Below are 24,994 nucleotides of genomic sequence, written 5' to 3'. Positions count from 1 at the left end.
CCTGCTCGGGCGGCCCACGAACAGGTCTGGCTTGCGCTTACGGCTGTCTCGGGGGCGTTGAGACAGCCGTAAGCGCAAGCCACACCCGCAGACGACCGGTCCCGGCGTTTGGCCGCCCTCCTCGCGCCGGGACCGGAGTATCAGGGGGTGCCGTCGTACCGCAACGCCGGCGCATCGTCCGGCTCGCGCGCACCCCGCTGCGAACCCGGCTGCCCCGGCTCACGAGCACTCCCGGCATGACCCACCCACGGCACCCCGCCGTAACCCTCAGACGCACCGCCGTAACCGTCCGGCACCCCGCCGTAACCGTCCGGCACGCCGCCGTGGCCACCCTCCTCCGGGACCGCGTGATCGGCCCCTTCGATGGCGTATCCCGGCGACGGGCGGCCGGCCACCGGCATGCCGTCCCGGCCGGCGATGTACCGCGGACCCGCCCCGGCCCCGGCCCCACCCCAGCTCAGCCCCGGGGCAGACATCTGCGTCGTATCGGTGGAGGTCACGCGCGGCCCCTCGGCCGCGGACATACTCAGCCCCGGTGTCGGCAGCTGATCGGTGCCGGCCCGGGCAATCGCCGCCTCCTCCCGGGGCACCTCCGGCCACCCCGAAGGCACCGAGCCCACCGAGCCCACCGAGCCCGGGCCCACCGGCGCCGACGAAAGCCCCGACCCCGACCCCGACCCCGAACCCCCTCCCCGCCCAGCCTCGTCGGCCGGCCACAGGCGTGGGCGGCGCTGGGCGGCGAGGTCCTCGGCCCAGCCGAACAGCACGACCGCCAGCGCGGTCACCACGAAGGTGATGCCCAGCGTGACCGGCGGCTCGAAGTCGCCGAGATCCTCCATGCCGGCGAATTCCAGGATCGGCCAGACCGAGGCGATCGCCACGCCGTGCCACAGATAGACCGTGACGGCGCGCGCGTTGAGCAGGCTGATCGCTTTGGACACCGACGGCGTCGCGACGAGTTTCTCGATCGGCGGCTGCCAGCGCAGGGCGATCAGGACGAAGGCGAGCGAGTACACCGCCTGGGCCTCGGAGACCTCGTTCAGGTCCCAGCCGGTCTCGGCGTGGTTCTGCACGAGCCAGTGGATCCCCAGGCCGGCCAGCGCGGCGAACGAGATCACGACCAGAACCGGGTTGGTACGCCCGAGCCGCCCGTCCCGATGTGCGAAACCGGCCAGCCAGCAGGCGCCGTATGTGGAGAGGTCCCACAGCGCCGACTCGACCGGGGCCGGCATGCCGAACGAGCCGTGCTCCAGGAAGACCATCAGCAGCAGCGGCACGGCGAGCAGCGGCCACCCCACCTTGCGGAAGACCGGATAGAGAAGGGGGGAGAGCAGAACCAGCCAGAGGTACGTCCGGACGTACCAGAGCGCGTCCCAGACGAAAGCCCCCGAGTCGCTGCCGGGCGGGTCGCCGAGTGGCAGCACCCAGAATGCCAGGTTCAACGGTGAGAACGGGTGCTCGCCGTCGGTCTCGCCCCGCCATCCGGTGTAGAGCATGACCGGAACCGCGATCAGCCCGAGCAGCCAGACCGGTGGCAGCAGGCGGCGCATCCGGGAGACGACGACGTTGCCGGGGGAGCGTTTCGCCAGGGATGCCGCGGTCAGCGACCCGGCGACCGCGAACATGATGCCCATGGCGGGGAACAGGATGGACAGCAACGGCCATCCGAAGTGGTGATAGACGATCACCCGGACGATCGCCACGGCGCGGAGGAGGTCCAGGTATCGATTTCGCACCGCGAAAACTTAGCGACGTGGCGGGATGGGACAGTACCGGCCGGGCGGTCGGCAGAAACGCCTGAGCGGGTTACCCCATTAGACGGAATACGACGGATTTCCAGTGCGATTGTGCGACGCGTGTGCATTCCGGGAAATGACGTTCAGCCTGCTCACCCCGTACAAAAGACGGGTTTTGATCTTTGGTCGCGGAAATGGGGGCAGTGTCCGGCCTGGATCGGGGCCGTTGGTCAACGGTGCGCGCTCCGGAGAAGGCCGGGGTGCCGGGGACCGACGGGATCGACGAAGACATGCGGAAACCTCTGGTACTGGCCTGTGTGGCCGCCGCCGCGCTGGCCGCGGGTGGCGTCACCGCGACGGCGCTCGCGCAGGCGTCACCGGACGTGCCGGAAGTGCCGGACGTGCAGCTGTACCGCGAGACGACGCTGCCGGATCCGGACGACGCGGCCTTCGCCGAGCCGTCCGCCCGGGCAGGGATTTGGGTGGGTGAGCCGGACCCGGATCCGATGAGCAAAGCTCCGGCGAAAGAGAAAACCGCAGAAGCGGAAAGTCCGAAAAATCAGGATAAAAAGGAAATCAAGCGCCAGCCCCAGCCCGAGGCTCCGGCCCTCGACATTTTCTCCGCTGCCCGCCAGGCCGTCACCGCCCGCGACATCTCCAACAGTCCCGCCGCCCCCGTCCAGCAACAGGTTCTCGCGCTGGTCAACAAGAACCGCCGCGCGCACGGCTGCGACGCGCTCACCCCGGACCGCCGCCTGATCGAGGCCGCCAACGAGCACGCCGCCGACATGGCGAAGCGTGGCTACTTCGCCCACGAGGACCGGCAGGGCGAACGCGCCGGATCCCGGGTCGCCGGAGCCGGGTACGAGTGGAAGCGGTACGGCGAGAACATCGCCCGCGGCCAGAAGTCGCCGTTCGAGGTGGTGAGCGACTGGATGGAATCCCCGGCGCACCGGGAGAACATCCTCGACTGCCGGCTGGACCAGATGGGTGTCGGGTTCGCGATCGCCGGCGATGACACTCCGTACTGGGTCCAGGACTTCGCGACGCCGCGTTAAACCCTCGCCACGCCCCGTTGATCCAGGAAACTCCCCGGAGTCTCAAGCACGAAACCCGAATGCCGATGGCATACCGGTTTCATGTCACGGTCCTTCCCCGTACGCCATTAGTGGGACGGCTGTGCTTCGATGTGCGGACAGAAACTCCTGGGGAGGATGCAGATTTGGCAGTGAGACGGGTTTCCGCCCGCCTCGCCGGCGCCGTTATGGCGGTGCTGGTGGGCGGTGGTCTCGGCGCGATCGGGCTGACGCCGGCGAGCGCTGGCGCAGCGGTGCCGGTGACCACCACGGTGGTCTCCAAGGCGGCTGCCGCGTCGTGCGCGACCGGCAAGTACCAGAAGCAGGTCGAGGGCTACCTCAAGAAACTGGGCGGCTACGGAACGGTTACGGTCGACGGCAAGCAATCAGCCGCCGACTGCGCCGCGATCGTCAAGTTCCAGAAGCGGTTCGGCATCCAGCCGGCCAAGGGTCTCGCCGGCCCGACCACCTTCAACGTCGCCAAGCGTCTGGCGTCGACGAAGACGTCGGCCTGCAAGGCGAAGAAGAAGGGCATCACCTTCTGCGTCGATCTGACCAACCAGACGACGTACGTGATGAAGAACGGCAAGGTCCTCGTCAAGCCGACGGTCACCCGCACCGGCATGAAGAACTACCGGACCCCGGCCGGCACCTTCAAGATCAATAAGCGGACCAAGAAGGAATGGTCGGACCCGTACGAGGTGTGGCTGCCGTACTGGCAGCGTTTCATCGGCGGACGTGGCTTCCACCAGACCACCACCTACATCCACGACATGTGGCGGGGTTCGCACGGCTGCGTCAACCTGCTCCCGCAGGATGCGAAGAAGTACTACAGCCTCGGCAAGATCGGTTCCACCGTGAAGGTGTACGGACGGCGTTCCGGCACCTGATCCGCGAAGGGCCGTCCTCTCGGAAGAGGGGGCGGCCCCCAAGGCATAGAGTGGCCTCTGTGTCTCGACGACCACGGATCGTGATCATCGCAGCGGCCGCCCTCGTGCTGCTTCCCATGACCGCCGCTTCCTGCGACGACGAACCCACCGGGATCCTCCTCGGCTCGGCCGCCGTCGGTGCCGTCGACGAGATCGTCGAGGCCCCCGGGACGGTCACCGCGCGCGCCGCCGCCACCCTGACCGCGCCCGCCTCCGGCACCCTCACCGAGCTGCGCGCCGAGCCCGGCGACCATGTCGACAAGGGCGACCTGCTCGTCGTCATCGACTCGCCCGAGCTGGAACGCCGCCGGGAATCGGCGGCCCGCGCCCTCGACGAGAGCCAAGAGGTCACCGTCAGCAGCGGCACCTCCGAGTTCGTCGCAGTCCGCAAACGCACCGACCGCCAGGCCACCGAGGCCTTCGAGCAGGCCGGCGAGGCCGCCGACAAGATCGCCGACCCGGAGCTGAAGAAGGCGCTGAAGCACCAGATCACGGCGGCCCAGGAGCAGTACGAAGCGGCGTCCGGCGCGGCCGCCGCAGCGGTCCGCTCGGTCCAGCGCGGCGTGAGCTCGCTCGGCCGGGCGGTGGGCGCGCTGAGTGCGGCGCAACGGCTCCAGGCCGAGCAGGCGTACGAGCTGGCCGACGCGGCAGTGGAGGCGCTGTCGCTGCGAGCACCGGTCGCCGGGGTGGTCCAGGCCGGCGGGCCGGCCCCGCAGGCCGCAGTTCCTGATATTTCCGACATACTCCAAAACAACACCAGCAACACCACAGCGACCGGTGTCGACACCGAGGTCAGCGAAGGCGGCTATGTCTCCGCCGGCACCCCGGTGCTCACCATCGTCGACACCAGCACGCTCGGCCTCACCGCCGACGTCGACGAGACCGACGTCCTCCTGGTCGAACCGGGCATCGAGGCCGAGGTCGAGCTGGACGCAGCCCCCGGCGTTCCCTACAGCGCCACCGTCCGCTCCGCCGATCTGCTCCCGACCACCTCGGCGCGCGGCGGTGTGTCGTACAAAATCCGCCTTGATCTGGCGAAGGCCGATCCCGCCCCGCGCCCCGGGATGAGCGCCGTGGTCCGGTTGAAGGTGCGCCAGGCGGACGACGCCGTGACCGTCCCCGCGTCGGCGGTGCTCAGCGTCGACGGCAGGGACACCGTCTGGACGGTCCGCGACGGCCGCTTCCGATCAGTTCCGGTCACCCTCGGCGTCCAGGGCGAGGATTCCGTGCAGGTGGTCGACGGGGTGGACGCCGGCGAGCGGATCGTGATCGCCGGCGCCGATCAGGTCACCGAGGGCGAAGAGACACCATGAGCGCGATCGTGGCCGACAACGTGAGCCGCACCTACCAGCTCGACGGCTTCGAGGTCCCGGCGCTGCGCGGCGTCTCGCTGACTGTCGAGGCCGGTGACTACGTGGCGATCGTCGGCACCTCCGGCTCCGGCAAGTCGACCCTGATGCACCTGCTCGGCGGCCTGGACCGGCCGACCGGCGGCACCCTGCTGATCGGCGGCCGCGACGTCTCGCGCTTGTCGCCGAACGAGATGGCCGAACTCCGGAACACCACGATCGGCTTCGTCTTCCAGTCGTTCCACCTGCTGTCCCGGACCACCGCTCAGGACAACGTCGGGCTGCCGCTGGTCTACCGGGGCGCCGGCCGCAAGGAGCGCCGGGCCCGGGCCGCCGAGATGCTGGACCGGGTCGGCCTCGCGCACCGGATGACGCACCGCCCCAACCAGATGTCCGGCGGCGAGCAGCAACGGGTGGCGATCGCCCGTGCCCTGGTCACCGGCCCGTCGGTGCTGCTCGCCGACGAGCCGACCGGCAACCTCGACTCGGCGACCGGCCAGTCGGTGCTCACCCTGCTGGAGTCGCTCAACGCCGAGGGAGTGGCGGTCGTCCTGGTCACCCACGACCGCGAGGTGGCGGCCCGGGCCGCCCGGCAGATCGTGATGAGGGACGGGAAAATACAGTGAGGCTCGCCGAGGCCTGGCGGGTCGCCCTCGAAGCTCTCCGGGCCAACCGCCTCCGCAGCCTGCTCACCATGCTCGGCGTCGTGATCGGCGTGGCCGCCGTCGTGGCGCTGGTCGGCATCGGCACCGGCACGAAACAACAGATCGAGCAGCAGGTCGAGGGGCTCGGCAGCAACCTGCTGATCGTCGTACCCGGAAGGCTCGAAGCCGGCGCCGCGCCCACGTCCTCGCCGCTGACGCTCGACGACGTGGAGGCGGTCACGCGCATCGTCGGTGACCGCGGCCGGGTCGCCGTCACGATCAGCTCCGGCGAGACGGTACGCGCCGGCCGCAACACCGGTTTCGCCAGCATGCAGGGTGTCCTGGAGACCACCCCGGACGTCTTCGTCCGCAGGCTGGACCGGGGCGCGTACCTGACCAGGACCGACGTGAGCACCGGACGGCGGGTGGCGGTCCTCGGCGCCGGCACCGCGAGAACCCTCTTCGGCGAACGGGACCCGATCGGGCGGCAGATCACCATCGGCGGTGTCCGGTTCCGGGTGATCGGCACGTTCGAGCCGCTCGGGCAGAGCCTCGGCGTGGACCGGGACGGCGAGGTGCACGTACCCGTGACCGCCGCGCAGCGGCTGCTCGGCACCGAGCGCATCGACGGCCTGGCGATCCGCGCCCCGGACCGGGACCGGATCGACGAACTCAGCGCGAACATCCTGAACGTGCTGACCGAGGAGCACCCGGACACCGACTTCTCCGCCGTCACCCAGGAGCAGATCCTCGGTGTGCTCGGCGACATCCTCGGCGTGCTGACCGGGGTGCTCGCCGCGATCGCCGGGATCAGCCTGCTCGTCGGCGGCGTCGGCGTCTCCAACATCATGCTGGTGTCGGTCCGCGAACGCACCAAGGAGATCGGCCTGCGCAAGGCGGTCGGCGCCCGTCCGCGCGACATCGGCACCCAGTTCCTGCTCGAAGCGGTGCTGCTGACCACGACGGGCGGGATCCTCGGCATGCTGCTGGGCGGCTCGGCCGCAATCCTGGTCGACCGGCTCTCCCCGGTGCCGGCCGCGCTGACCTGGTGGTCGATGGCGCTCGCGTTCGGGGTGTCAGCCGTCGTCGGCATCGTCTTCGGCGTGGTACCGGCCCAGCGAGCCGGCCGCCTCGACCCGGTCGTGGCGCTGCGCACCGAGTGACCGCCCAGGTCCGCCACCTCCGCGCCGAGTGACCGCTCAGGTCCGCCACCTCCGCGCCGAATGAAACAAGCGAGCCAGGAGGAGACTTACTTGCCGTTTCAGATACGCGATCGGCACGGCGCCGCCCGTGCCGTCGCCTACCTGATGCTGGCCGCCGGCGCGTACAACGGCATCACCGGTGTCCTGATGAAGCTCGGCGATCCGGTCCCCGAGCTGATCGCGGTCAGCGTCGCCGCCGTCGCGTTCGTGATCATCGGCGTGGTCTGCCTGCGCCGGCCGGCGGCGCTGCCGCACGGGTTCTGGATCGCGGTGCCGCTGCTGTCGGGCTTCGCGGTGACCGGGCTGAACTACGCGACCGGGGACACCACTGTCGGCGCGCAACTCTTCTACCTCTGGCCGCTGCTGTTCGCCGCGTCGTTCCTGAGCCGCTGGGTGATCGCCGCGACGGTGATCACCATCTCCGGAGGTCACGCCCTGGTGGCGTACTCGTTCTCGGACACCTCCCGAGCCATGAGCGACTGGATCGCGCTCTCCGTGGCGATGGCGATGACCGCGTTCGTCGTCGCCAACCTGCGGGAACGCAACGACCGGCTGCGCGAGGTGCTGGAGGCCCAGGCAGCCTCGGACTCGCTGACCGGCGCGGCGAACCGGCGCGCCTTCGACGAGTCGCTGACCAAGGCGGTGCGATTCGGTGGCCCGGTCGCCCTGGTCATGGTCGACGTCGACCACTTCAAGACGATCAACGACACCTGGGGGCACGCCGTCGGTGACCGCGCGCTCCGGGCCGTGGCCGACGCGCTGCGAACGGCCGCGCCGGACGGCACCAGCCTGGTGGCCCGGCTCGGCGGCGACGAGTTCGCGGTGCTGCTGCGGGCCGGGCCGGGTGAGGCGCTCGCGTACACCGAAGAGGCCCGCACCCTGCTCGGCGCCACCGCCGGCCTGCCCGGCGGTCCACCGCAGCTCAGCATCGGCGTCGCCGTCCTGCCCGACCACGCCGGATCGGCCGAAGAGCTCCAGCGCGTCGCCGACACCGCCCTCTACCAGGCGAAAGCCGGTGGCCGTGGCCGCAGCGCCCTGGCATCGGGCCGGCCACCTCGGCACAACGTCGATCAGGTGCCGGAACCGGACCCGTTCACCGTGGCGTGACGGTCGCCTGCTCGGCGGTCGTCTCGGTGAACGCGTCCGGGCCGGCGCTCTTCTTCAGCACGCTCTCTATCTCGGCGCCGTTGCGCGGGTAGGGACCCCACCCGTCGCGGATCACGTGGATGTAGACCGACTCGAGGCACACCCCGATCCGCTCCACCAGGTCGGTGTCCTCGGGCGCGCCGAGGCGTACCGCTCGTGCGAAGTGGTCGAGCGCCTCCATCAACCGCCCCTGATCGAAGCAGCACCGCCCGGCGTTCTCGTGCACGACGCTGCGTACCGCGGCCGGCACGTCCGCGTCGACAGCCCGCTGGAACAGCCGGTCCGCCTCCATGAAGTCGCCGCGCAGCCGCAGGACGTGTGCCAGCTCCGCCTGCGCGATCACGATCGACTGAAGGTCCTTCGCCGACTCCGCGTGCGCCAGCGCCAGCCGGCTCGCCGCCGCCGCCATCCCCAGCTCACCGAGCAGCCGGTAGACCTCGGCCCGCACACTGAGCAGCCCCGCCTTGACGATGTTGTCGGCCTCGTCAGCGAGCGGCCCGTCGAGCCGCTCACCCAGCGCCCGCAGCGCGTCCCGGTCGTCGACCACCTCCCGCAGCGAAGCCCCGTCGAGACGCCACCGGATCGCCGACAGATCAGCCGCGGTCAGCGGAAGGTGAGCCGCCAGCTCAGGCTCCGGCTCCGCCCCCTGCGCCTGATCCGCCTCGTCCGCCTCCGCGGTGGTCTTGGCCACGAACCACCCACCACCGAACGCCGTGTCGGTATACCGCCGCGGCTCCTGGTCCGGCCCGCTGACCTCCAGCACCGCTATCGGCTTCAGGTTGTGCCAGGTCCCCTCCGCGTCCATGTAGGGCGCGTCCGCGGGCCGGTCTTCCTCACCCTTTTCTGATACGCCGGTTTTTGGTACGCCGGGCGCCGAGGAACCGTCATTTTCCGGCTCTCCGCCCACCCCGTCCCGGTCAGGCATCGCAATCCCACCGTCGGCGGGGCCGTCCGGAGCACGCTCGCCCGCACCGCCGCTCGCCGCCGCGCCGTCCGTAGTGGTGTCCTCCGGCCGAGCATGCCTCTTGTCCCGGACCCCGGGCTGAATCGGAACCGCGAGCCGCCGCTTGCTCAGCGAGACAGTGGCCTCCTCGCCACCCTGATCCTCCACCAGCGGCGCCGGCACCGGCGTCTGTGGCGCCGGCGTCGGCGGCACCAGCGGCCGTCCCGCAACAGGCCACGGATCCACGGGGCGTTCCGGCCCGGTGCTCTGCTGCGGAATGCCGGTGTTCTGCTGCGGAATCGCCGCACTCGGCGGCGGAGTAACCGCGCTCTGTGCCGGCTCGCTGTGACTCCCGCCCTGGTTGCCGTCCGAGGTGCCGCCCCGACGGGGAACACCCCCCTGATGGGGAATGCCACCGGTCGTGGACCCGACCTGCCGCTCCTCCTGCCAGGCCCCACTCTGCGCCGCGATACTCCCGCCGCCGCCGCCCAGGTCCCAGGCCGAACCCTGAGGCGCCGCTTCCTGAGCCGTGGCGTCCGTAACCGCCCCCGGCGCCGGAATACTCACCAGAGAACCCTGCGCCGGAGCCTTCCCAACGGGCTCCTGCGCCGGAGCCTTCCCAACGGGCTCATGCAGCGGCACGTTCCCAACCGGCTCCTGCACCGGCACGTTCCTGACCGGCTCCTGAACCGGAACGCTCCCGGCCGATGCAACCGGCGGCCTCCAACCCGGCGGAACCGGCTGCGCGACCGCAGGCGTATGCCGCGCCGCAGGCGCTTGCCGCCCGACAAGCTGCGGATGCACCGCCGCCTGAGCCGGCTGGGCCGGACTGGCCTCGGGCTGTCGCATGGCCGGAGGCCAAGCAACTGCCGGCGCCATGACCTCACCCGGCTGCACGTCGGGGCGGGCCGGAGTGGCCGCGGCGGTGGTCTCGGGCTGCGGTCGAACCGGCGGCGGCCACGCGCTAGCCGCCGCAGGCATCACAGGCGGCGTCCCAGGCATCGGGGGAGCCGGGGGCATCGCGGCAGCCGCGGGCGTCGCGGAGGCCGGGGGCATCGCAGGCATCGCAGGTATCGCGGGCGCTGCGGGCATCGTAGGTATCGCGGGCGCTGCGGGCATCGCGGGTATCGCGGCGGGCGCATCCTGCGGACGTCCCCAGCTCGCGGGGGAGACCGGACGCGAACCGCTCGGCGGCTGATGCGCCTCGTCCGGAACGATCGACCACGGCCCGTCGCCGTCGGACAGAACCACGTGCGCCGTCCGCGGCGACCGGCGCGAACGCTGCTGAGGCACCTCCACGTCCGGACCCGGGTACGGCGCCGGAACGGTCGGCCGCCCGGCAGCGGACGGTGCCGCCGGAGCAGCCGACCCGGCCCGCGCGACCGGCCCCATCGGCGAACCCGGCGACAACGGAGCCACCGTTCCCGACGGAGAAACCGGCCGCTCGTGACCAGCCGGCCCGGCCGGCGACACCGGCCGGTCGTGGCCTCCCGGAGCAGCCGGCGGGACCGGACGCTCCCCGGAGGCAGCCACCGGCCGTTCACCAGCAGAAACAGGTGCAACGGACGGCGCCGGCGAGGCCAGCCGCGCAGCGGGGGCGGGGCGGCTGTGCACCGGTTCCGCAGCGGCGGCGGGGCGGCTGTGCGCCGGTTCCGCGGCGGCGGCGGGGCGGCCGGTAGCCGGGTCCGGCACTGCCGCCGGGCGGATGCTTTCGGCAGGCGTGCTGTTCGGGCCGATGACCCGGGCCGGGGGTACCGGCGCCGGCGCGGCCAGAACCCGCGGCGCCACCGGCGGGTCCGCCTTGATCACACGCGGAGCAGGCGGCGGGGTGGTCCGCCCGAGAACCTTCGGGGGCACGGGCGCCTCGGCCCGCCGAACCACCCGCGGCCCGTCACCGGACCCGCTCTCCTGGACACCCGCGGCAGCGTCAGACGTCTCGCCCGCGTCAGCCGCCGGCCGGACCGACTCCGACCCGCGCGATTCCCGCTCGTCATCCAGCTGCCGGGTGAGCTCCTCATCCCGCTCGACAGAAGCACGCCCTTCAACGGGAACGCGCCCTTCAACGGGAACGCGCCCTTCGACCGGGACGCGGCCTTCGACCGGAACACGGCCTTCAACCGGGACGCGGCCTTCAACCGGGACGCGGCCTTCAACCGGGACGCGGCCCTCGACGGTCGCGCGGCCCTCGGCCGGAACTGCGCCCTCGTGTCGGTCGTATGACGCGGCCACGCCGCGGCGATCCGTCTCCGGGCGGTACGTCTCGTACGGGTCCGGGACCGAAGCCCGCCCCGCCACCGACAGATCGTCGCGCCGGACCGGGCCGGGAACCTCGTCCCGCCGCGGGCGCCGCCCACCGGCCGGCCGGATCGGGCCGAAGTCGTCGTCCTCCCAGGCACGGCCGCGGCTGTCGAAACGTTCGTCCTCCTCGGGACGGCCACCCCGCCGGGCGTACCCATCGGGCTCGTCCTGGAAGGCAGGAGCGCGACGCGCGTCGCGGCGCTCGGGATCGACGGCCCGGCGTCGCGCCGCGTCGAGATCGATGACGCGATCGTCGGTGGTGCGGCGGCGGTCGTCCTCCCAGTATTCGTCGGAGCGCAGTTCGATGGTCCGGCCGTCCGGCGGCACACGGCGATCGTTGTCGTCCCAGCGCTCGTCCCGGCGGGGCCGACGCCCCGCACCGTCCCGACCGGGAGCCTTACGACCGGGAGCCTCACGACCGGGAGCCTCACGACCGGGAGCCTCACGACCGGGAGCCTCACGACCGGGAGCCTCCTCCTGCCGCACCGAACGACGCACAGCCGGCACATCGTCACGGCGAACATCGTCCCGGCGAACATCGTCCCGGCGAACATCGTCGCGCCGAACGTCGTCACGGCGAACCTCATCCCGGCGAACCGCCGGGACCTCGTCCTCGCGAACCTGCCGGGCCGCATATCGATCCTGGCCCGCCGGAGCGCTGCGCCGGAACTCCGGGCGCGCGTCCGGATCCTGGATCGGGAAGTCGGGTTTGTCGAAATCGACACCGAGCTCGGGCCGGTTGAAGTCGACATCGTCGAACTCATGACCGGCCAGGTTCGGCTTCGAGGTGTCGATCGGCACGAAATCCGGGTCGTTCAGCCAGCTGGGGCGCTGGTCGTCGAACGCGTTGCGCCGCACCTGAGGCGCTTCGTCCCCCCGCGTCCGCCGGGTCGGAATCACCGGATCGGGCGCGGTACGCCGGGCGTAGTGCTTCTCCTGCTTGACCGCTGACTGCGGCATGAGCGAGTACTCGTCGTACTCGTCCGCCCAGTATTCGTCGTCCTCGTAGCTCATGAGGAGGCCCCGAACAGGCCCGGGGTTGTCCCTCTGCCCCCACGCCGCATTCGCGCCACCGTCCTCACGCTGTCCCACCTCCGCACTCCGGTGCCCGCCCCTCGCGCCCCGGATTGATGCCTGCCACGTGGTGGATGTGGAAGGGTAATCATGGATTTGCGTGGTGCGCCACCGCGCTGCGGACCTCTGCCAGGGAACCCGTGGAAGACCCACGGGGACCGACCTTCCCCGCGCCGCAGCCCGCCGAGAGTCGTCGATCATCGGGGTATACGTCTGCCGGGCGCTCTCGGTTCAACTTCCTCAGCAGTGATAACGCCGTGGATCCGGCGGTGTCGAGCAGGTCGCGAATCCGGTACACACCATCAACGATGATCACTGACTGATGGTCACGGGGCAGGTTACGAGTTAAGCGCGTTTTAAGGGTCCCTTCAGGAGACCTAAGGACTTGCGGGCGACCCTGAACAGGTGACTCCCGGGCGTGTCGAAGGACACTCACGTTTCGCACGGATCAAGGGGGGTCGTCCTGGCACGGTTGTCGAGGCGCCCGATGAGGGCGCCACGACTCCCCGGCCGGTGGCCGCCGCCCCCCAGTCAAGCGGCTACCGAGCGCCCGAGACGACCCGCGGGGTTTTGATGCCCCCCAGAGATTCCCCGCGGGTGGGCGGAGTACGGCGCGATGCCGGGACGAGGGACGGCGGCGGGACCCCAACCCGCCGCCGTTCCATCAGCGGTCACGCGCCACATCACAGACGGCCGTCGGTGGTGAACTGCCCGAACCGGCCCGGCAGCGCCAGCCCCGCCGACGCCAGCTCGGCCAGCAGCACCGACAGCTCGGTGACGGTCAGCGACTCGGCCCGGGACGCGTCCGGATGCCGTACACCGAGCGCCTCCGCGGCCTCGACGGCTCGCGTACCGATCGCCGCCTCGACCGCCCACAGCCGATGCGCGCACAGGGCGGCATGCGCCGACGCCGCGAGCTCTCCATGAAGACGGAGCAGCCGGCGCAGATCAGCGGCGAGTCTCTCGATCGGAAGCCCGGCAGGTCGCACCTCGGGCCCCCGGCGCCACCAGCGGATCATGGCACACCTCACGACCAGGTCTGCCCCTGACGATGCGCCGCCTCCTCAGAGGCCGTCAAGCACGATTCCCGCTTTCCGCGCCACAGCGCGGACAACCTCCTGCGGCGCGGCCTCAGACGCCACGTCCAGCCCTTCTTGGGTACGCGCAAAGCCCACCGTCACGAGTACCCAGCCCTGGTCCTCGGCCCACGCGACGCCCGCCTGTTCGCAGTCCCAGACGAGCCGGCCGTGCAGCGCGACCTGCCGGGCCAGGTCGAACGCGATCCAGCCGTCCCGCAGCACCCGGTCGTCAGCCCGGAAATCAGCCACCGGAATCCCGGCGCTCTCCAGCGCGTCCGCGACGGCCCGGATGTATCCGTAGTGCCCGGCGGTCATGTCAGATGGCCGTGCCGGCTCTTCGGCCATGTCAGATGGCTGCGCCGCGGGCGATGGTGAACAGCCCGGCCCGCCCGCCGAACGTGGACCGTACCGCCGTACCCATCGTGGCGAACACGTTCTCCCCGCCGAAGTCACACGCCGCACCCACCTCGCCGGTGAGCAGGTGCACGGCGAGCCGGTCCAACCCGGTCGACGGCAGATATCCACCGGGCGGCAGGTCGGTGCCGAACACCCGCCGCGCGACCCGGGCGTCACCGGCGGGGGAGTCGTCCTCGCCGGCGTGCAGATAGAGCAGGGCGGCCGTCTCGGGGCGCAGCACCCGCTGGAACACGCACGGCTCGTCGTCCGGCAGGTCGACCAGGGCGCCACCCCAGAACGGCTCGGCCACCTGCCAGCCGGCGGCGGCCAGCGCGTCCGCGGCGGTGCCGCCACAGGGCCCGTCGTCCCAGGTCACGATCGGCGGCATCCGTTGCTCGGCGCGCGGGAACAGACCCGGCACACCACCCAGGACACCGAGCAGACCGCCGTTGATCATCGGGAGATGATGGCACACGGTGAGCCCGGCTCAGAAGGTGCGGCCGTACCGGTCGCGGGCTTTGAGACGCACGGTAGGCAGCTCCGGGGCGGGCAGCGGCGCCGCCTCACCACCGCCGACGGTCCCGAACCTCTCACCCGCCATCCATTGGGTACGCGCCTCGGCGATGTCCTCGTGCGACCGTCCGACGAAGTTCCACCACATGACGAGCGGCTCGTCGAACGGCTCACCACCGACGAGGAACAGCCGCGCCTCCCCGTCGCTCGTGACGGTCACCGTCTCCTGCCCGTCGCCGAGGTAGAGCAGCGACCCCGGCTCCAGCGCGGTCCCGCCGACGATCGCTGAGCCGGACATCGCCAGAATCCCGTACTCGAAGCCCTTATCCAATGGCAGCGAGATCCGCGAGGCTTCGCCGAAGAGCAACTCCACCCCGGCCAGCGGCGTGAACACGGTGGCCGGCGACCGCAGCTCACCGAACTGTCCGACAACGACCGTGACGGTCACGCTGCCAGCGGTATAGGCCGGCAGCCCGGCGTGATGCTCGAAGCTCGCCGCCCCGTCGCGCGCCGAGCCGGGAAGCGCGAGCCAGAGCTGAAGCCCGTGCATCCCGTCCGGATGATCCGGCGGGGTGTACTCCGAGTGCGCGATGCCCCGCCCGGAGGTCATCAGGTTGAGCTCCCCCGGAGCGATGAACTGATGACTGCCCAGGCTGTCCCGATGCTCGATGACCCCGTCGACGAGCCACGTGACGGTCTGCAGCCCGGTGTGCGGATGAGGCGGCACCCGCATCCCCGGCCGCCCCCGAACATCATCCGGCCCGAAATGATCGACAAAACACCAGGCCCCAACCATCCGGCGCTCCCGATGAGGCAGCAGCCGCCGCACAGTCGTATACCGCCCGAGCGGCACGTCATGCCCCGCCAGCAACACACTGCCAACCACACCCTCAGCACCCACCCCCCAACCCTAAAGACCCACCCCCGCCGCCGCGTCGTCGTCCCACCGTGCGCCGTCGTCCCCACCGCGCGCCGCCGCGTCGTCGTCCCACCGTGCGCCGTCGTCCCGCCGGTTGCCGACCCGGATCTTGAGTGATTGTTGACGCCCTCGACTTTCGCCATTTTGGGGATCGTTCGGGTGGCGGCGGACAGGGTGTCCGCCGGGGCGGGCGGTAGGCGGATCGACAGGAAGGAGCATCAACGAACGTGCCCTCCGCTAAAAAGGCTGTTCGTTGATGCTCCCGATTACGACGTTACCCGGCTCCTGGTTCTGGTTGCTGTGCCACTTCCGGGCGTGCTTCACTGCGCCGACGTTTGCCACGTTCACGATGCTGGTGTCCGGGATGGTCGCCCGGCCCCAGCGGCGGACGGTGACCGGGATGCTGATCGGTGCGGGCCTGTCCCAGGCCTGGCATCACTGCAGAGCACACCGCTTCTTCTCCCGGGCGGTGTGGTCGGTGGATCAGGTGTCGATGGTGTTGCTGACGCTGGTCGTGCGGTTACTCGTGCCGCCGCAGGCCGAGCTGCTGATCGCGGTCGATGACACCTTGTTCACCCGTTCGGGTCGCCGGGTGGCCGGGGCGGGCTGGCATCACGACGCCGCGACCAAGACCAAGGGCGCCAAAGACAGCCGGCAGCGGTGGGGACACTGCTGGGTCGTCGCCGGAATCGTGCTGGAGCTGCCGCTACTGGATCGGCCGGTCTGCCTGCCCATCGCGTTCGCCCTCTGGCTGCACACCCCCGGCTCGACAGCGGCCGAGCAGTCGAAACAGGCCCTGGCCGGCCGCCTGGTCACGATGATCGCCCAGGCGTGTCCCGGCCGGCACCTCGACGTGGTCGCCGACTGCTGGTACGCCGGCGCCGACGGCGCGTCCGGCGCGACCCTCGGCGCGGCCAAGCACCGTGGCCTGCCCGACGATGTCACCCTGACCTCCCGGCTACGCGCCAACACCGCACTGCACTGGATCGCCACCCCGGTCCCCGGACGCAGCGGGCGCCCGAAACGCATCGGCGAGCGCATCGGCACCCCGACACAGCTGGCCACCCACCCCGACACCCATTGGCGCGAGGCCACCGTGGCCCGCTACGGACGCACCGACACGGTCACCCTCGCCGACACCGTCTGCCTGTGGTACGGCGTTTACCGCTCCCGCGCCATCCGGGTCATCCTGCTCCGCGACCACGCCATGACCAGCGGCTACGGCATCGCCGTGTTCACCACCGACCTACACACCAGCGCCGAACGGATCATCAGCCGCTACGCCGCTCGGTGGAGCATCGAAGTCGCGTTCGCCGACGCCAAACAGCTCACCGGCGTCGGCGAAGCCCGCAACCGCACCCGCACCGCGATCGACCGCACTGTCCCGCTCGGCCTGATCACCCAAAGCCTGATCATCGTCTGGTACCACCTACACGGCACCGACACCGTCACCGCCCGCCGCGCCGAAGCACCCTGGTACCGCACCAAAACCCGGCCCGCCTACCTCGACATGATCGTCCAGCTACGCCGCGTGATGATCGCCGCCAGGATTCTTGGACACAACCGTGGCCAGCCAACACCCCAACAAATCCACGACGTCTGTCTGGCCTGGGAACAAGCCACCGCCTAGATCACCAAGATGGCGAAACTCAAGTTGACGCCCAGCTGTAGACGTGGGTTTCGCCATTTGTGGAGCGGTAGCGGCTTCGGGACGTCGTGGCGGTTTCCTTGGTGCGAGGTGCCGCTCGGAGATCTTGTGCGGTTCGGCCGGCTGATCGGCCACGAGTGCACGAGTTTGCGAGACGGCCATCCGTGGCGTCGCAGTGCTTTGGTCCGACGTGGTGAGCGCGGTGGTTGACCGTTTCGACGTGGTGAGCGTGGTGCTTCGCCGATCTTGTGGAGTTCGGCGAGCCGTTTGCGCGTAATTCCGCAAGATCGGCTCGGCTTGTTCGATCTTGCGGAGTTGTGCGGACACGTCTGCGGGGAAGTCCACAAGATCCAGGCCGAGCAGGGCCGCGTGGGCAGAGGGTCGCGGGCAGAGGGTCGCGGGCAGAGCGGCGCGGGCAGAGCGGAACGCGTGGGCAGAGCGGCGCGGGCAGAGCGGAACGCGCGGGCGGAGCGGAACGCGCGGGCGGAGCGGAACGCGCGGGCGGAGCGGAACGCGCGGGCGGAGCGGAACGCGCGGGCGGAGCGGAACGCGCGGGCGGAGCGGAACGCGCGGGCGGAGCATACGCGCGGGCGGAGCATACGCGCGGGCAGAGCGGCGCGCGCGGGGCGGAAGAGGGTGCGTGGCGGGGCGGAGCGCGGGGTGGGGTGCCTGCGGCGGAGGGCGCCGGCGCGGCGGAGGGCGTCGGTGCCCGGCATGGCAGTGGATGTTGCGTCGTGGCTGATCGCGGTCTCTGTCGGGAAACCGGGTCGGCCTCGCGGATCCGCAGGGCCACCAGTTGTTACGCGATGAGCCGGTCGCCGGGTGAGACCGCAAACGGCGAAACTCGAGTGTAGACAATCGCTCAAGATCGCCGGGGGCGGGGGCGGGTTCGGGGTCGGGGTCGGATGTAGCTGCCGCTGCCGCTGCCGCTGCCGCTGCCGCTGCCGCTGCCGCTGCGAGGCGTTGTGCGGACCTTGTGAGGTTGTGGCCGCTGGGCTGGCGAAACCTCACAAGATCTGTCCCGGCGGGCGTGCAGGCGCGCGTAGAGGGCGGTTGTTGCTGGTGGGGTCCACTGAACGGGTGCTCTGTTTGCGTATTGGGGGTCGCGCGTTCCCCGCTTCTGCGATCTTAAACATGCCCGATTTCGCACAAAGGAGCCTGGTATGACCGATGCCGAGTTGATGAGCCCGCTGCCGTATTGCTCCCAGCCGATCAGTCCTGTGCCCGTACTGCCGCCCGAGATGCCGCTGGACCGGCAGCACGCGATCATCGTGGGTCGCAGCAAATGGGTGAACGGCACGCCCCTGCGGTACGCGTTCATGCCGCAGACCCGGAACCACGCGCAGGAGGAGGTCGTCCGGGAGTCGTTCGACGAGTGGAAGGACCTCGGGATCGGCCTGGACTTCTGGGAGGTCCGGGACCCGCGTGAGGCGCAGGTGCGGATCGGGTTCGAGCCTGGCCGGTCGTGGTCCTGGATCGGCCGGGACGTGCTGCGCCGCCCGCGCCACGAGGCGACCATGAACCTCGGCTGGGACCTGCGCGACGACCACGGCCGGGCCACCGCGCTGCACGAGATCGGGCACACGCTCGGGCTGGCGCACGAGCACCAGAACCCGAACGCCGGCATCGTCTGGAACGAGGACGCGGTCTACCGGCACATGGCCGGCCCGCCGAACCACTGGGACCCGGACACGACCTTCCACAACATTCTGCGCAAGCTTGACCCGGCCGAGGTCGAGGGCAGCCGCTGGGACCCGGACTCGATCATGGAGTACAGCTTCCCGGCCGGCCTGGTGATCCGGCCGGAGGAGTACCGGAACGGCATCCGGCCGCCCGGGAAGATCTCCAAGCTGGACGCCGAGCAGGTGCTGATCTGGTACCCGCCGCTGGAGGAACGCCTGCCGCAGCTGACCGCGTTCGAGTCACGCTCCCTGAGCCTCACGCCCGGCCAGCAGTACGACGCGGAGGTGCTGCCCGAGGAGACGCGGACGTACCGGGTGGGCTCGTTCGGCGCGTCCGACATGGTGCTGGTGCTCTTCGAGGACGTCGACGGCGAGCTGCGTCAGGTCGCCGCCGACGACGACAGCGGAGAGGACCGCAACGCTCAGGTCGAGGCGGAGCTGCAGGCCGGCCGCCGGTACGTGCTGCGCACCCGGATGTACCACGCCTGGCAGGCCGGCACGACGGCCGTCATGTACTGGTGAGTGACGCGGATCCCAGGACCCGGGTGATCGTCACCTCGATGACCACCCGGGCCGGGTTGGGGCGGGGCGTGCGGTAACGCCTGGCGTACCGCTGCTCCGCCTCGGTCACCGCGTCGCTCTGATCGGAAACGGTCGCGACGCCCTCGACGGTGCTCCAGCGAGGGCCGTCCACCTGGCAGATCGCGACCCGCTGCTGGCCCCGGCGGATGTGCCGGACGTGCGCCGAGGTAGCCGACGAGATGATCCGGGCCAGGCCGGACTCCGGGTCCAGGGTGGCGCCGACGGCGACCACGTGCGGCGAACCGTCCGCCCGTAACGTGGTCAGCGTGCAGAGATGACGCTCGGTCCAGAACTCGCCCAGTGCCGGGGAATGGATCTCAATCGTGCCGCTCATACTCCGTACCCTAGAAGGGTCTCAGGCCGGCTCGGCCGGCAGCTCGCCGCGCCGGACCGCGGAGACCAGCGACGCGTGGTCCTTCTCCACCTGGTCGGCGTATGCGCGGGCGAACCGGGCGAGTGACTCGTCCATCTTGTCGCTGCCGCCGACGTATCCCGCGATCATCGAGGCGCCGCTGGTCCGGGCGTGCGACTTGGCAGTGAGATAGCCGCAGATGCCGGCGTAATCGGCCAGCGCGCCCGCGTCGAGGTCGTCGACGATGATCGCGCCCTTCATGTCGCGGAACTGGCGCACGTAGAACTGCTGGTCGCCGACGGTCGTCCAGCCGAGCAGCGGGTCGCTCACGGTCTGCAGGGCCTGCTGGTACTCCACCACGCGCTGGCCCTGATGCCGGTGCCAGGCGACGGCGCCGTGCTGGTGTTTCGCGACGACCGAGCGGCGGGCCTGCTTGAGCTGCAGGAACAGCACATCGTCGGAGCTGCTGCCCTCGCAGAGCGCGACGTACGCCCGCAGCCCCACCGACCCGACACCGACCACCTTGTGCGCGATGTCGACGATCCGGTAACCGCCGAGGATCCGTGACCAGTGCGGTTTGAGGGTGTTGAGATAGCCGTCGAGAGCCTCAGAGAGCTGCTCGCGCTCCTGCGGCTCGATCCGGGTGATCAGCGGCGGCTGCTCGACGAGCCGGGCGGTGCCGTCGTGACGCTCGGTGAACCGGGGCAGCGCCCGGTCACTGGTACGCCGCCGGGCCCGTTTCGCCGCCCGTTCGATCTGGTCGCGGAAACTGTCCCGGCTGGTCGCCGACTGCATCGCCTCGACGTTGAGCTGGTCGAAGGAGCGGGCCAGCAGCGGCTGGTCGGCGAGGAAGCGGATCTGTTCGCGGTACTCCTCGACACAGTGCTTGACGGCGTGGGCGCACTCGCTCTCCCGGAACCCGTTGACCCGGCCGGCGACGTAGACGCTGACGACGAGCCGGCGCAGGTCCCACTCCCACGGTCCGGGGTGCGCCTCGTCGAAGTCGTTGAGGTCGAAGACCAGCTCGCGTTCCGGGGAGGCGTAGAAGCCGAAGTTGCCGAGGTGCGCATCGCCGCAGATCACCGGCGTGATCCCGGTGAGCGGCAGCATCGCGAAGTCGTCGGCCATCAGCTGGGAGGTGCCGCGCAGGAATGCGTACGGAGACGCGATCATGCGGCCGACCCGGACCGGGATGAGGTGCGGCACCCGGCCGAAGTGCGACGCGGTAACCTGAGCGACCGGATCGGGCCGGTCGGCCGGCGGCCGCCAGTGCGCCATGTCGGACCGCGGGGAGTGGTCACGCAGCGACCGCCCCACCTCGTACCGCTCGGCGCGGGGCGCGGCGGCGCGGCGCAGCGAAGTGAAGCCCTCGTCGTTTACGCTGCCGAGCACGACCTGGCCGTTCAGTGTTGGTGACCCTTCCATCGCTGCCGAGGGTACGTCCTCATTAATCGGGCGTGTACAGGGCTCGTTAAATCGAGGGTGTTATCGATAACATCCCGGTTACGTGGCGATCTCGAAGAGTTGCCACACCCTCATTGCAACCGGACCGGACGAGGTGCGCAAGTGGACAAGGTATCCCGTAGCCCGGCGATGACCGATGTGGCCCGCTTGGCCGGTGTCTCCCACCAGACGGTGTCCCGTGTCCTCAACGATCATCCGAACGTCAAGGAGCAGACCCGGATCCGGGTCCGCGCCGCGATCGCCGAGCTCAACTACCGGCCGAACCGGGCGGCGCGAGCCCTGGTCACCGGCCGTTCCCAGCTGATCGGCGTGGTCGCCCGCAACAGCACGCTGTACGGCCCGGCCTCGATGCTCACCGAGTTCGAGCAGGCCGCCGCGGACGCCGGTTTCGCGGTGAGCGTGGGCAGCGTCCGCGAGCTGGACCGCTCCTCGATCTCCTCGGTGGTGGACCGTCATCTGGATCAGCGGGTGGCCGGCCTGGTCGTCATCGCCAACGTGGCGTCGGCGGCCGAGGCGCTCTCCGAGATCCCGTCCGAGCTGCCGGTGGTCTTCATCGACGGCGACCCGGCCAGCGGGCGGCCGCTGGTGACGGTGGATCAGGTGGCCGGCGCCCGGGCGGCGACGCAGCATCTGCTCGACGCCGGGCACGAGACGGTCTGGCACGTCTCCGGGCCGATCGACTGGTTCGACTCGGCCGGTCGCATCCAGGGCTGGCGGCAGACCCTCGAGGAGGCCGGCGCCGAGGTTCCGCCGCTGCTCTCCGCCGACTGGTCGGCCGCCGAGGGCTATCGGGCCGGTCAGATGCTGGCCCGGATGCCCGAGGTCACGGCGGTCTTCACGGCGAACGATCACCTGGCGCTCGGCATCCTGCGCGCGCTGAGCGAGCGGGGCCGCCGGGTGCCGCACGACGTGAGCGTGATCGGTTTCGACGACGTGCCCGAGGCGGCGTACTTCATTCCGCCGCTGACCACCGTCCGGCAGGCCTTCGGTGACGTGGCCCGGGCGGCCCTGGGCCTTCTCCTGGGGCAGATGCGGGACGACTCCGGCACTGCCGACCACATCGTGGTGCCGCCGCAGCTGGTGGTCCGGCAGAGTGTGGGACCGCCTGCTTGAGAATTTTTGTGGGGGATGTGCGGGCCTTACTAGTACTCGGTTAATCAGCCGTTACCTCGTTGTTGCCAAGGGCTGTTGACACGGGTTTTGTTAGCGATAACACTAGGCCTCGCTCCGCCGGAGTGTGGCCCCCGCCACCATCCCGGCCCCCCTTCGGAGGTACACCCCCAGATGAAACCCCAGATCTGGTTTCTCACCGGCAGCCAGCACCTCTATGGCCCGGAGACGCTCCAGCAGGTGGCCGACCAGTCCGCCGAGATCCAGCGGACCCTGGCACAGGGCGGACTGCCCGCCGAGATTATCGGCAAGCCGGTTCTGACCGACAGCGGCGCCATCAAGCGCCTGATGCTGGAGGCGAACGCCGACCCGGACTGCATCGGCATCATCGCCTGGATGCACACGTTCTCGCCGGCCAAGATGTGGATCGGCGGTCTCGACGCGCTGCGCAAGCCGCTGCTGCACCTGCACACCCAGCACAACGCGTCGCTGCCGTGGTCGACCATCGACATGGACTTCATGAACCTGAACCAGGCGGCGCACGGCGACCGCGAGTTCGGTTTCATCCAGGCCCGGCTCGGCGTGCCCCGCAAGGTCGTCGCCGGCCACGCCTCCGACCCGGTCGTGGTGGCGCGGGTCGAGTCGTGGACGCGGGCCGCGCTCGGCTGGCAGCACATGCGGACACTGCGGGTTGCGCGCTTCGGCGACAACATGCGCGACGTCGCGGTGACCGAGGGTGACAAGGTTGAGGCCGAGCTGAAGTTCGGCGTCTCGGTCAACACGTACGGCGTGAACGACCTCGTGGAGTTCGTCGACGCGACGGAAGAATCCGAGATCGACAAACTGGTCTCCGAGATCGCCGACGTCTACGAGATCTCGAGTGAGCTGCTGGCCGAGCGGAACGACTCGCTCCGGTACGCCGTCAAGATCGAGGCCGGCCTGCGCCGCTTCCTGACCGAGGGCGGCTTCGGCGCGTTCACCTCGAACTTCGAGGACCTCGGCGGCCTGCGCCAGCTGCCCGGCCTGGCCGTGCAGCGGCTGATGGCCGACGGCTACGGCTTCGGCGGCGAGGGTGACTGGAAGACCTCGGTTCTGGTCGCCACCGTCAAGGCGATGGGTTCCGGAACCGGGCGTGGTACCTCATTCATGGAGGATTACACCTACCACTTCGGCCCGGGCGAGCCTAAGATCCTCGGCGCGCACATGCTCGAGGTGTGCCCGTCCATCGCGTCCGCAAAGCCGCGCGCCGAGATTCACCCGCTGGGCATCGGCGGCCGTGAGGACCCGGTCCGGCTGGTCTTCGACGCCGCGTCCGGGCCCGCCGTGGTCATGGGCATGGCCGACATGGGCGACCGCTTCCGCTTGGTCGCGAACGAGATCGAGGTGATTCCGCCGGACGAGCCGCTGCCGAACCTGCCCGTGGCCCGGGCGGTCTGGAAGCCCGCACCGACGCTGTCCACTTCGGCCGAGTGCTGGATCACCGCGGGTGGACCGCATCACACGGTCCTGACCCAGGCGGTCGGCGCGGAAACTCTTCGTGACTTCGCTGAAATGGCTCAGACCGAGCTACTGCTGATCGACAACCGCACCACCCCGGCCGACTTCGCAGACCGGGTGCGCTGGAACCAGGCGTACTACCGCCTCAACCGGCCTCTGTAACACGCACCGCTCTCAAAGAGGAGATCCAAAGTGAAATACCCCCGGCTCGCGGCGGTCCTGACCGCTGCCACCCTGGTCGCCACGATGGCCGCCTGCGGTTCTGCTGAGAAGGACGTCGACAAGGAAGCTGCCGGCGGCGGCGACAACGCCGGCGCCCTGGTCGGTATCACCATGCCGACCCGTTCCTCGGAGCGGTGGATCGCTGACGGCGACAACCTGAAGAAGCAGCTCGAGGGTCTTGGTTACAAGGTTGACCTGCAGTACGCCGAGGACAACATCCCGACGCAGACGCAGCAGCTGGACAACCAGATCACCAAGGGCGCCAAGGTCCTGATCATCGCGTCGATCGACGGCACCGCGATCACGACGCAGCTGGAGAACGCGAAGGCCAACAACATCCCGGTCATCGCGTACGACCGGCTGATCCGTAACAGCCCGAACGTGGACTACTACGCCACCTTCGACAACTTCAAGGTCGGTGTGCAGCAGGCGACCTCGCTGCTGACCGGTCTGAAGGTCCTCAACGCCGACGGCAGCGACGCCGGCGCCAAGGGCCCGCTGAACGTCGAGCTGTTCGCCGGTTCGCCGGACGACAACAACGCGACCTTCTTCTTCAACGGCGCGATGAGCATCCTGCAGCCGTACATCGACAAGAAGATCATCAACGTCAAGAGCGGTCAGACCAAGTTCGAGACGGTCGCGACCCTTCGCTGGGACCCGGCCACCGCGCAGAAGCGCATGGAGAACGTGCTGACCTCCACCTACAAGGGTGGCGCGAAGGTCGACGGCGTTCTGTCGCCGTACGACGGCATCTCGATCGGTATCCTCTCGGCGCTCAAGTCGAACGGTTACGGCACCGCCGCTCAGGCGTACCCGATCGTGACCGGTCAGGACGCCGAGGTTGCCTCGGTCAAGTCGATCGTCGCGGGTGAGCAGTACTCGACCATCTACAAGGACACCCGCCAGCTGGCGAAGGTTGCCGGCGAGATGGCCGACGCGGTGCTCAAGGGCCAGACCCCGACCACCAACAACACCAAGGACTACGACAACGGCAACAAGGTCGTTCCGGCGCAGCTCCTTGAGTCGATCATCGTCGACAAGTCGAACTACCAGGCTCAGCTCGTCGACACCGGCTACTACACGGCCGACCAGCTGAAGTAATCCGGGCTCCGCGCCCTGCCCGTCCCCAGCGG

General features: G+C 70.1%; 19 protein-coding genes. 11 read left to right on the top strand and 8 right to left on the bottom strand.

Features of this window, described 5'->3' with window-relative positions; genetic code table 11:
* Positions 1-140: 140 nt before the first annotated feature.
* A complete protein-coding gene (locus ACQP2E_RS24045) occupies positions 141-1,736 on the bottom strand; it encodes an acyltransferase family protein (RefSeq protein WP_433825195.1) in 1,596 nt (531 codons plus the stop codon).
* Positions 1,737-2,026: 290 nt separating this feature from the next.
* Between ACQP2E_RS24045 and ACQP2E_RS24040 the strand changes: the two genes are divergently transcribed.
* The 6 genes from ACQP2E_RS24040 to ACQP2E_RS24015 all read left to right on the top strand — a co-directional run bounded on the left by ACQP2E_RS24040 (position 2,027) and on the right by ACQP2E_RS24015 (position 8,043).
* A complete protein-coding gene (locus ACQP2E_RS24040; RefSeq protein ID WP_433825194.1) occupies positions 2,027-2,794 on the top strand; it encodes a CAP domain-containing protein in 768 nt (255 codons plus the stop codon).
* Positions 2,795-2,964: 170 nt separating this feature from the next.
* Positions 2,965-3,702 carry a L,D-transpeptidase family protein gene (locus tag ACQP2E_RS24035; protein ID WP_433825193.1) on the top strand — a complete coding sequence of 246 codons (738 nt, stop codon included), beginning with the start codon at positions 2,965-2,967 and terminating at the stop codon, positions 3,700-3,702.
* A 59-nt stretch (positions 3,703-3,761) separates the two neighbouring features.
* Positions 3,762-5,054, top strand: coding sequence for an efflux RND transporter periplasmic adaptor subunit (locus ACQP2E_RS24030; RefSeq protein WP_433825192.1), 1,293 nt, complete (start codon positions 3,762-3,764; stop codon positions 5,052-5,054).
* Entirely contained in the window at positions 5,051-5,716 is a 666-nt protein-coding gene (locus ACQP2E_RS24025; protein WP_433825191.1) for an ABC transporter ATP-binding protein, read from the top strand. The genes ACQP2E_RS24030 and ACQP2E_RS24025 overlap by 4 nt, the downstream gene beginning before the upstream one ends.
* Positions 5,713-6,897, top strand: a complete 1,185-nt coding sequence (locus tag ACQP2E_RS24020; protein WP_433825190.1) for an ABC transporter permease — start codon at positions 5,713-5,715, stop codon at positions 6,895-6,897. The genes ACQP2E_RS24025 and ACQP2E_RS24020 overlap by 4 nt, the downstream gene beginning before the upstream one ends.
* Positions 6,898-6,987: 90 nt before the next feature.
* On the top strand, positions 6,988-8,043 hold the full coding sequence (locus tag ACQP2E_RS24015) for a diguanylate cyclase (RefSeq protein WP_433825189.1): 1,056 nt from the start codon (positions 6,988-6,990) through the stop codon (positions 8,041-8,043).
* Here the strand turns inward: ACQP2E_RS24015 and ACQP2E_RS24010 are convergent.
* The 5 genes from ACQP2E_RS24010 to ACQP2E_RS23990 all read right to left on the bottom strand — a co-directional run bounded on the left by ACQP2E_RS24010 (position 8,030) and on the right by ACQP2E_RS23990 (position 15,181).
* On the bottom strand, positions 8,030-12,337 hold the full coding sequence (locus ACQP2E_RS24010) for a hypothetical protein (protein ID WP_433825188.1): 4,308 nt from the start codon (positions 12,335-12,337) through the stop codon (positions 8,030-8,032). The genes ACQP2E_RS24015 and ACQP2E_RS24010 overlap by 14 nt on opposite strands.
* A gap of 743 nt (positions 12,338-13,080) precedes the next feature.
* Positions 13,081-13,416 carry a hypothetical protein gene (locus tag ACQP2E_RS24005; RefSeq protein ID WP_433825187.1) on the bottom strand — a complete coding sequence of 112 codons (336 nt, stop codon included), beginning with the start codon at positions 13,414-13,416 and terminating at the stop codon, positions 13,081-13,083.
* A gap of 45 nt (positions 13,417-13,461) precedes the next feature.
* Entirely contained in the window at positions 13,462-13,821 is a 360-nt protein-coding gene (locus ACQP2E_RS24000; RefSeq protein WP_433825186.1) for a hypothetical protein, read from the bottom strand.
* Position 13,822: 1 nt separating this feature from the next.
* Complete coding sequence (locus tag ACQP2E_RS23995) at positions 13,823-14,329, bottom strand: hypothetical protein (protein WP_433825185.1); 507 nt, start codon at positions 14,327-14,329, stop codon at positions 13,823-13,825.
* Positions 14,330-14,359: 30 nt separating this feature from the next.
* Positions 14,360-15,181, bottom strand: coding sequence for a pirin family protein (locus tag ACQP2E_RS23990; protein ID WP_433825184.1), 822 nt, complete (start codon positions 15,179-15,181; stop codon positions 14,360-14,362).
* A 379-nt stretch (positions 15,182-15,560) separates the two neighbouring features.
* Here ACQP2E_RS23990 and ACQP2E_RS23985 point away from each other — a divergent pair, with 379 nt between their 5' ends.
* Positions 15,561-16,934 carry an IS701 family transposase gene (locus ACQP2E_RS23985; RefSeq protein WP_433824481.1) on the top strand — a complete coding sequence of 458 codons (1,374 nt, stop codon included), beginning with the start codon at positions 15,561-15,563 and terminating at the stop codon, positions 16,932-16,934.
* A 1,181-nt stretch (positions 16,935-18,115) separates the two neighbouring features.
* Positions 18,116-19,156: a M12 family metallopeptidase gene (locus ACQP2E_RS23980; RefSeq protein WP_433825183.1), complete on the top strand. Its 1,041-nt coding sequence runs from the start codon at positions 18,116-18,118 to the stop codon at positions 19,154-19,156.
* Here the strand turns inward: ACQP2E_RS23980 and ACQP2E_RS23975 are convergent.
* Both ACQP2E_RS23975 and ACQP2E_RS23970 read right to left on the bottom strand, forming a co-directional pair.
* A complete protein-coding gene (locus ACQP2E_RS23975; RefSeq protein ID WP_433825182.1) occupies positions 19,143-19,550 on the bottom strand; it encodes a PPOX class F420-dependent oxidoreductase in 408 nt (135 codons plus the stop codon). The two genes, ACQP2E_RS23980 and ACQP2E_RS23975, sit on opposite strands and share 14 nt — an antisense overlap.
* A gap of 21 nt (positions 19,551-19,571) precedes the next feature.
* Entirely contained in the window at positions 19,572-20,993 is a 1,422-nt protein-coding gene (locus tag ACQP2E_RS23970) for a DUF2252 domain-containing protein (protein WP_433825181.1), read from the bottom strand.
* A 168-nt stretch (positions 20,994-21,161) separates the two neighbouring features.
* Between ACQP2E_RS23970 and ACQP2E_RS23965 the strand changes: the two genes are divergently transcribed.
* From ACQP2E_RS23965 to chvE, 3 genes are all read left to right on the top strand, one after another.
* Positions 21,162-22,145 carry a LacI family DNA-binding transcriptional regulator gene (locus ACQP2E_RS23965; protein WP_433834022.1) on the top strand — a complete coding sequence of 328 codons (984 nt, stop codon included), beginning with the start codon at positions 21,162-21,164 and terminating at the stop codon, positions 22,143-22,145.
* Between the two features lie 171 nt (positions 22,146-22,316).
* Positions 22,317-23,801: an L-arabinose isomerase gene (gene araA / locus ACQP2E_RS23960; RefSeq protein ID WP_433825180.1), complete on the top strand. Its 1,485-nt coding sequence runs from the start codon at positions 22,317-22,319 to the stop codon at positions 23,799-23,801.
* A gap of 30 nt (positions 23,802-23,831) precedes the next feature.
* Positions 23,832-24,962: a multiple monosaccharide ABC transporter substrate-binding protein gene (gene chvE / locus ACQP2E_RS23955; RefSeq protein ID WP_433825179.1), complete on the top strand. Its 1,131-nt coding sequence runs from the start codon at positions 23,832-23,834 to the stop codon at positions 24,960-24,962.
* Positions 24,963-24,994: the final 32 nt, after the last annotated feature.

The organism is Actinoplanes sp. CA-015351 (assembly GCF_050955685.1).
Taxonomy (GTDB): domain Bacteria; phylum Actinomycetota; class Actinomycetes; order Mycobacteriales; family Micromonosporaceae; genus Actinoplanes.
This window is presented reverse-complemented; position numbering and strand designations above follow the sequence as displayed.

What these genes read in the sequence shown, in the direction of transcription:
- ACQP2E_RS24040 (WP_433825194.1), top strand. Translation starts at nt 2,027, where the DNA reads ATGCGGAAACCTCTGGTACTGGCCTGTGTGGCCGCCGCCGCGCTGGCC.
- ACQP2E_RS24025 (WP_433825191.1), top strand. Translation starts at nt 5,051, where the DNA reads ATGAGCGCGATCGTGGCCGACAACGTGAGCCGCACCTACCAGCTCGAC.
- ACQP2E_RS24010 (WP_433825188.1), bottom strand. Translation starts at nt 12,337, where the DNA reads ATGAGCTACGAGGACGACGAATACTGGGCGGACGAGTACGACGAGTAC.
- ACQP2E_RS24005 (WP_433825187.1), bottom strand. Translation starts at nt 13,416, where the DNA reads ATGATCCGCTGGTGGCGCCGGGGGCCCGAGGTGCGACCTGCCGGGCTT.
- ACQP2E_RS24000 (WP_433825186.1), bottom strand. Translation starts at nt 13,821, where the DNA reads ATGGCCGAAGAGCCGGCACGGCCATCTGACATGACCGCCGGGCACTAC.
- ACQP2E_RS23995 (WP_433825185.1), bottom strand. Translation starts at nt 14,329, where the DNA reads ATGATCAACGGCGGTCTGCTCGGTGTCCTGGGTGGTGTGCCGGGTCTG.
- ACQP2E_RS23990 (WP_433825184.1), bottom strand. Translation starts at nt 15,181, where the DNA reads ATGGTTGGGGCCTGGTGTTTTGTCGATCATTTCGGGCCGGATGATGTT.
- ACQP2E_RS23985 (WP_433824481.1), top strand. Translation starts at nt 15,561, where the DNA reads ATGCTCCCGATTACGACGTTACCCGGCTCCTGGTTCTGGTTGCTGTGC.
- ACQP2E_RS23980 (WP_433825183.1), top strand. Translation starts at nt 18,116, where the DNA reads ATGACCGATGCCGAGTTGATGAGCCCGCTGCCGTATTGCTCCCAGCCG.
- ACQP2E_RS23975 (WP_433825182.1), bottom strand. Translation starts at nt 19,550, where the DNA reads ATGAGCGGCACGATTGAGATCCATTCCCCGGCACTGGGCGAGTTCTGG.
- ACQP2E_RS23970 (WP_433825181.1), bottom strand. Translation starts at nt 20,993, where the DNA reads ATGGAAGGGTCACCAACACTGAACGGCCAGGTCGTGCTCGGCAGCGTA.
- ACQP2E_RS23965 (WP_433834022.1), top strand. Translation starts at nt 21,162, where the DNA reads ATGACCGATGTGGCCCGCTTGGCCGGTGTCTCCCACCAGACGGTGTCC.
- araA (WP_433825180.1), top strand. Translation starts at nt 22,317, where the DNA reads ATGAAACCCCAGATCTGGTTTCTCACCGGCAGCCAGCACCTCTATGGC.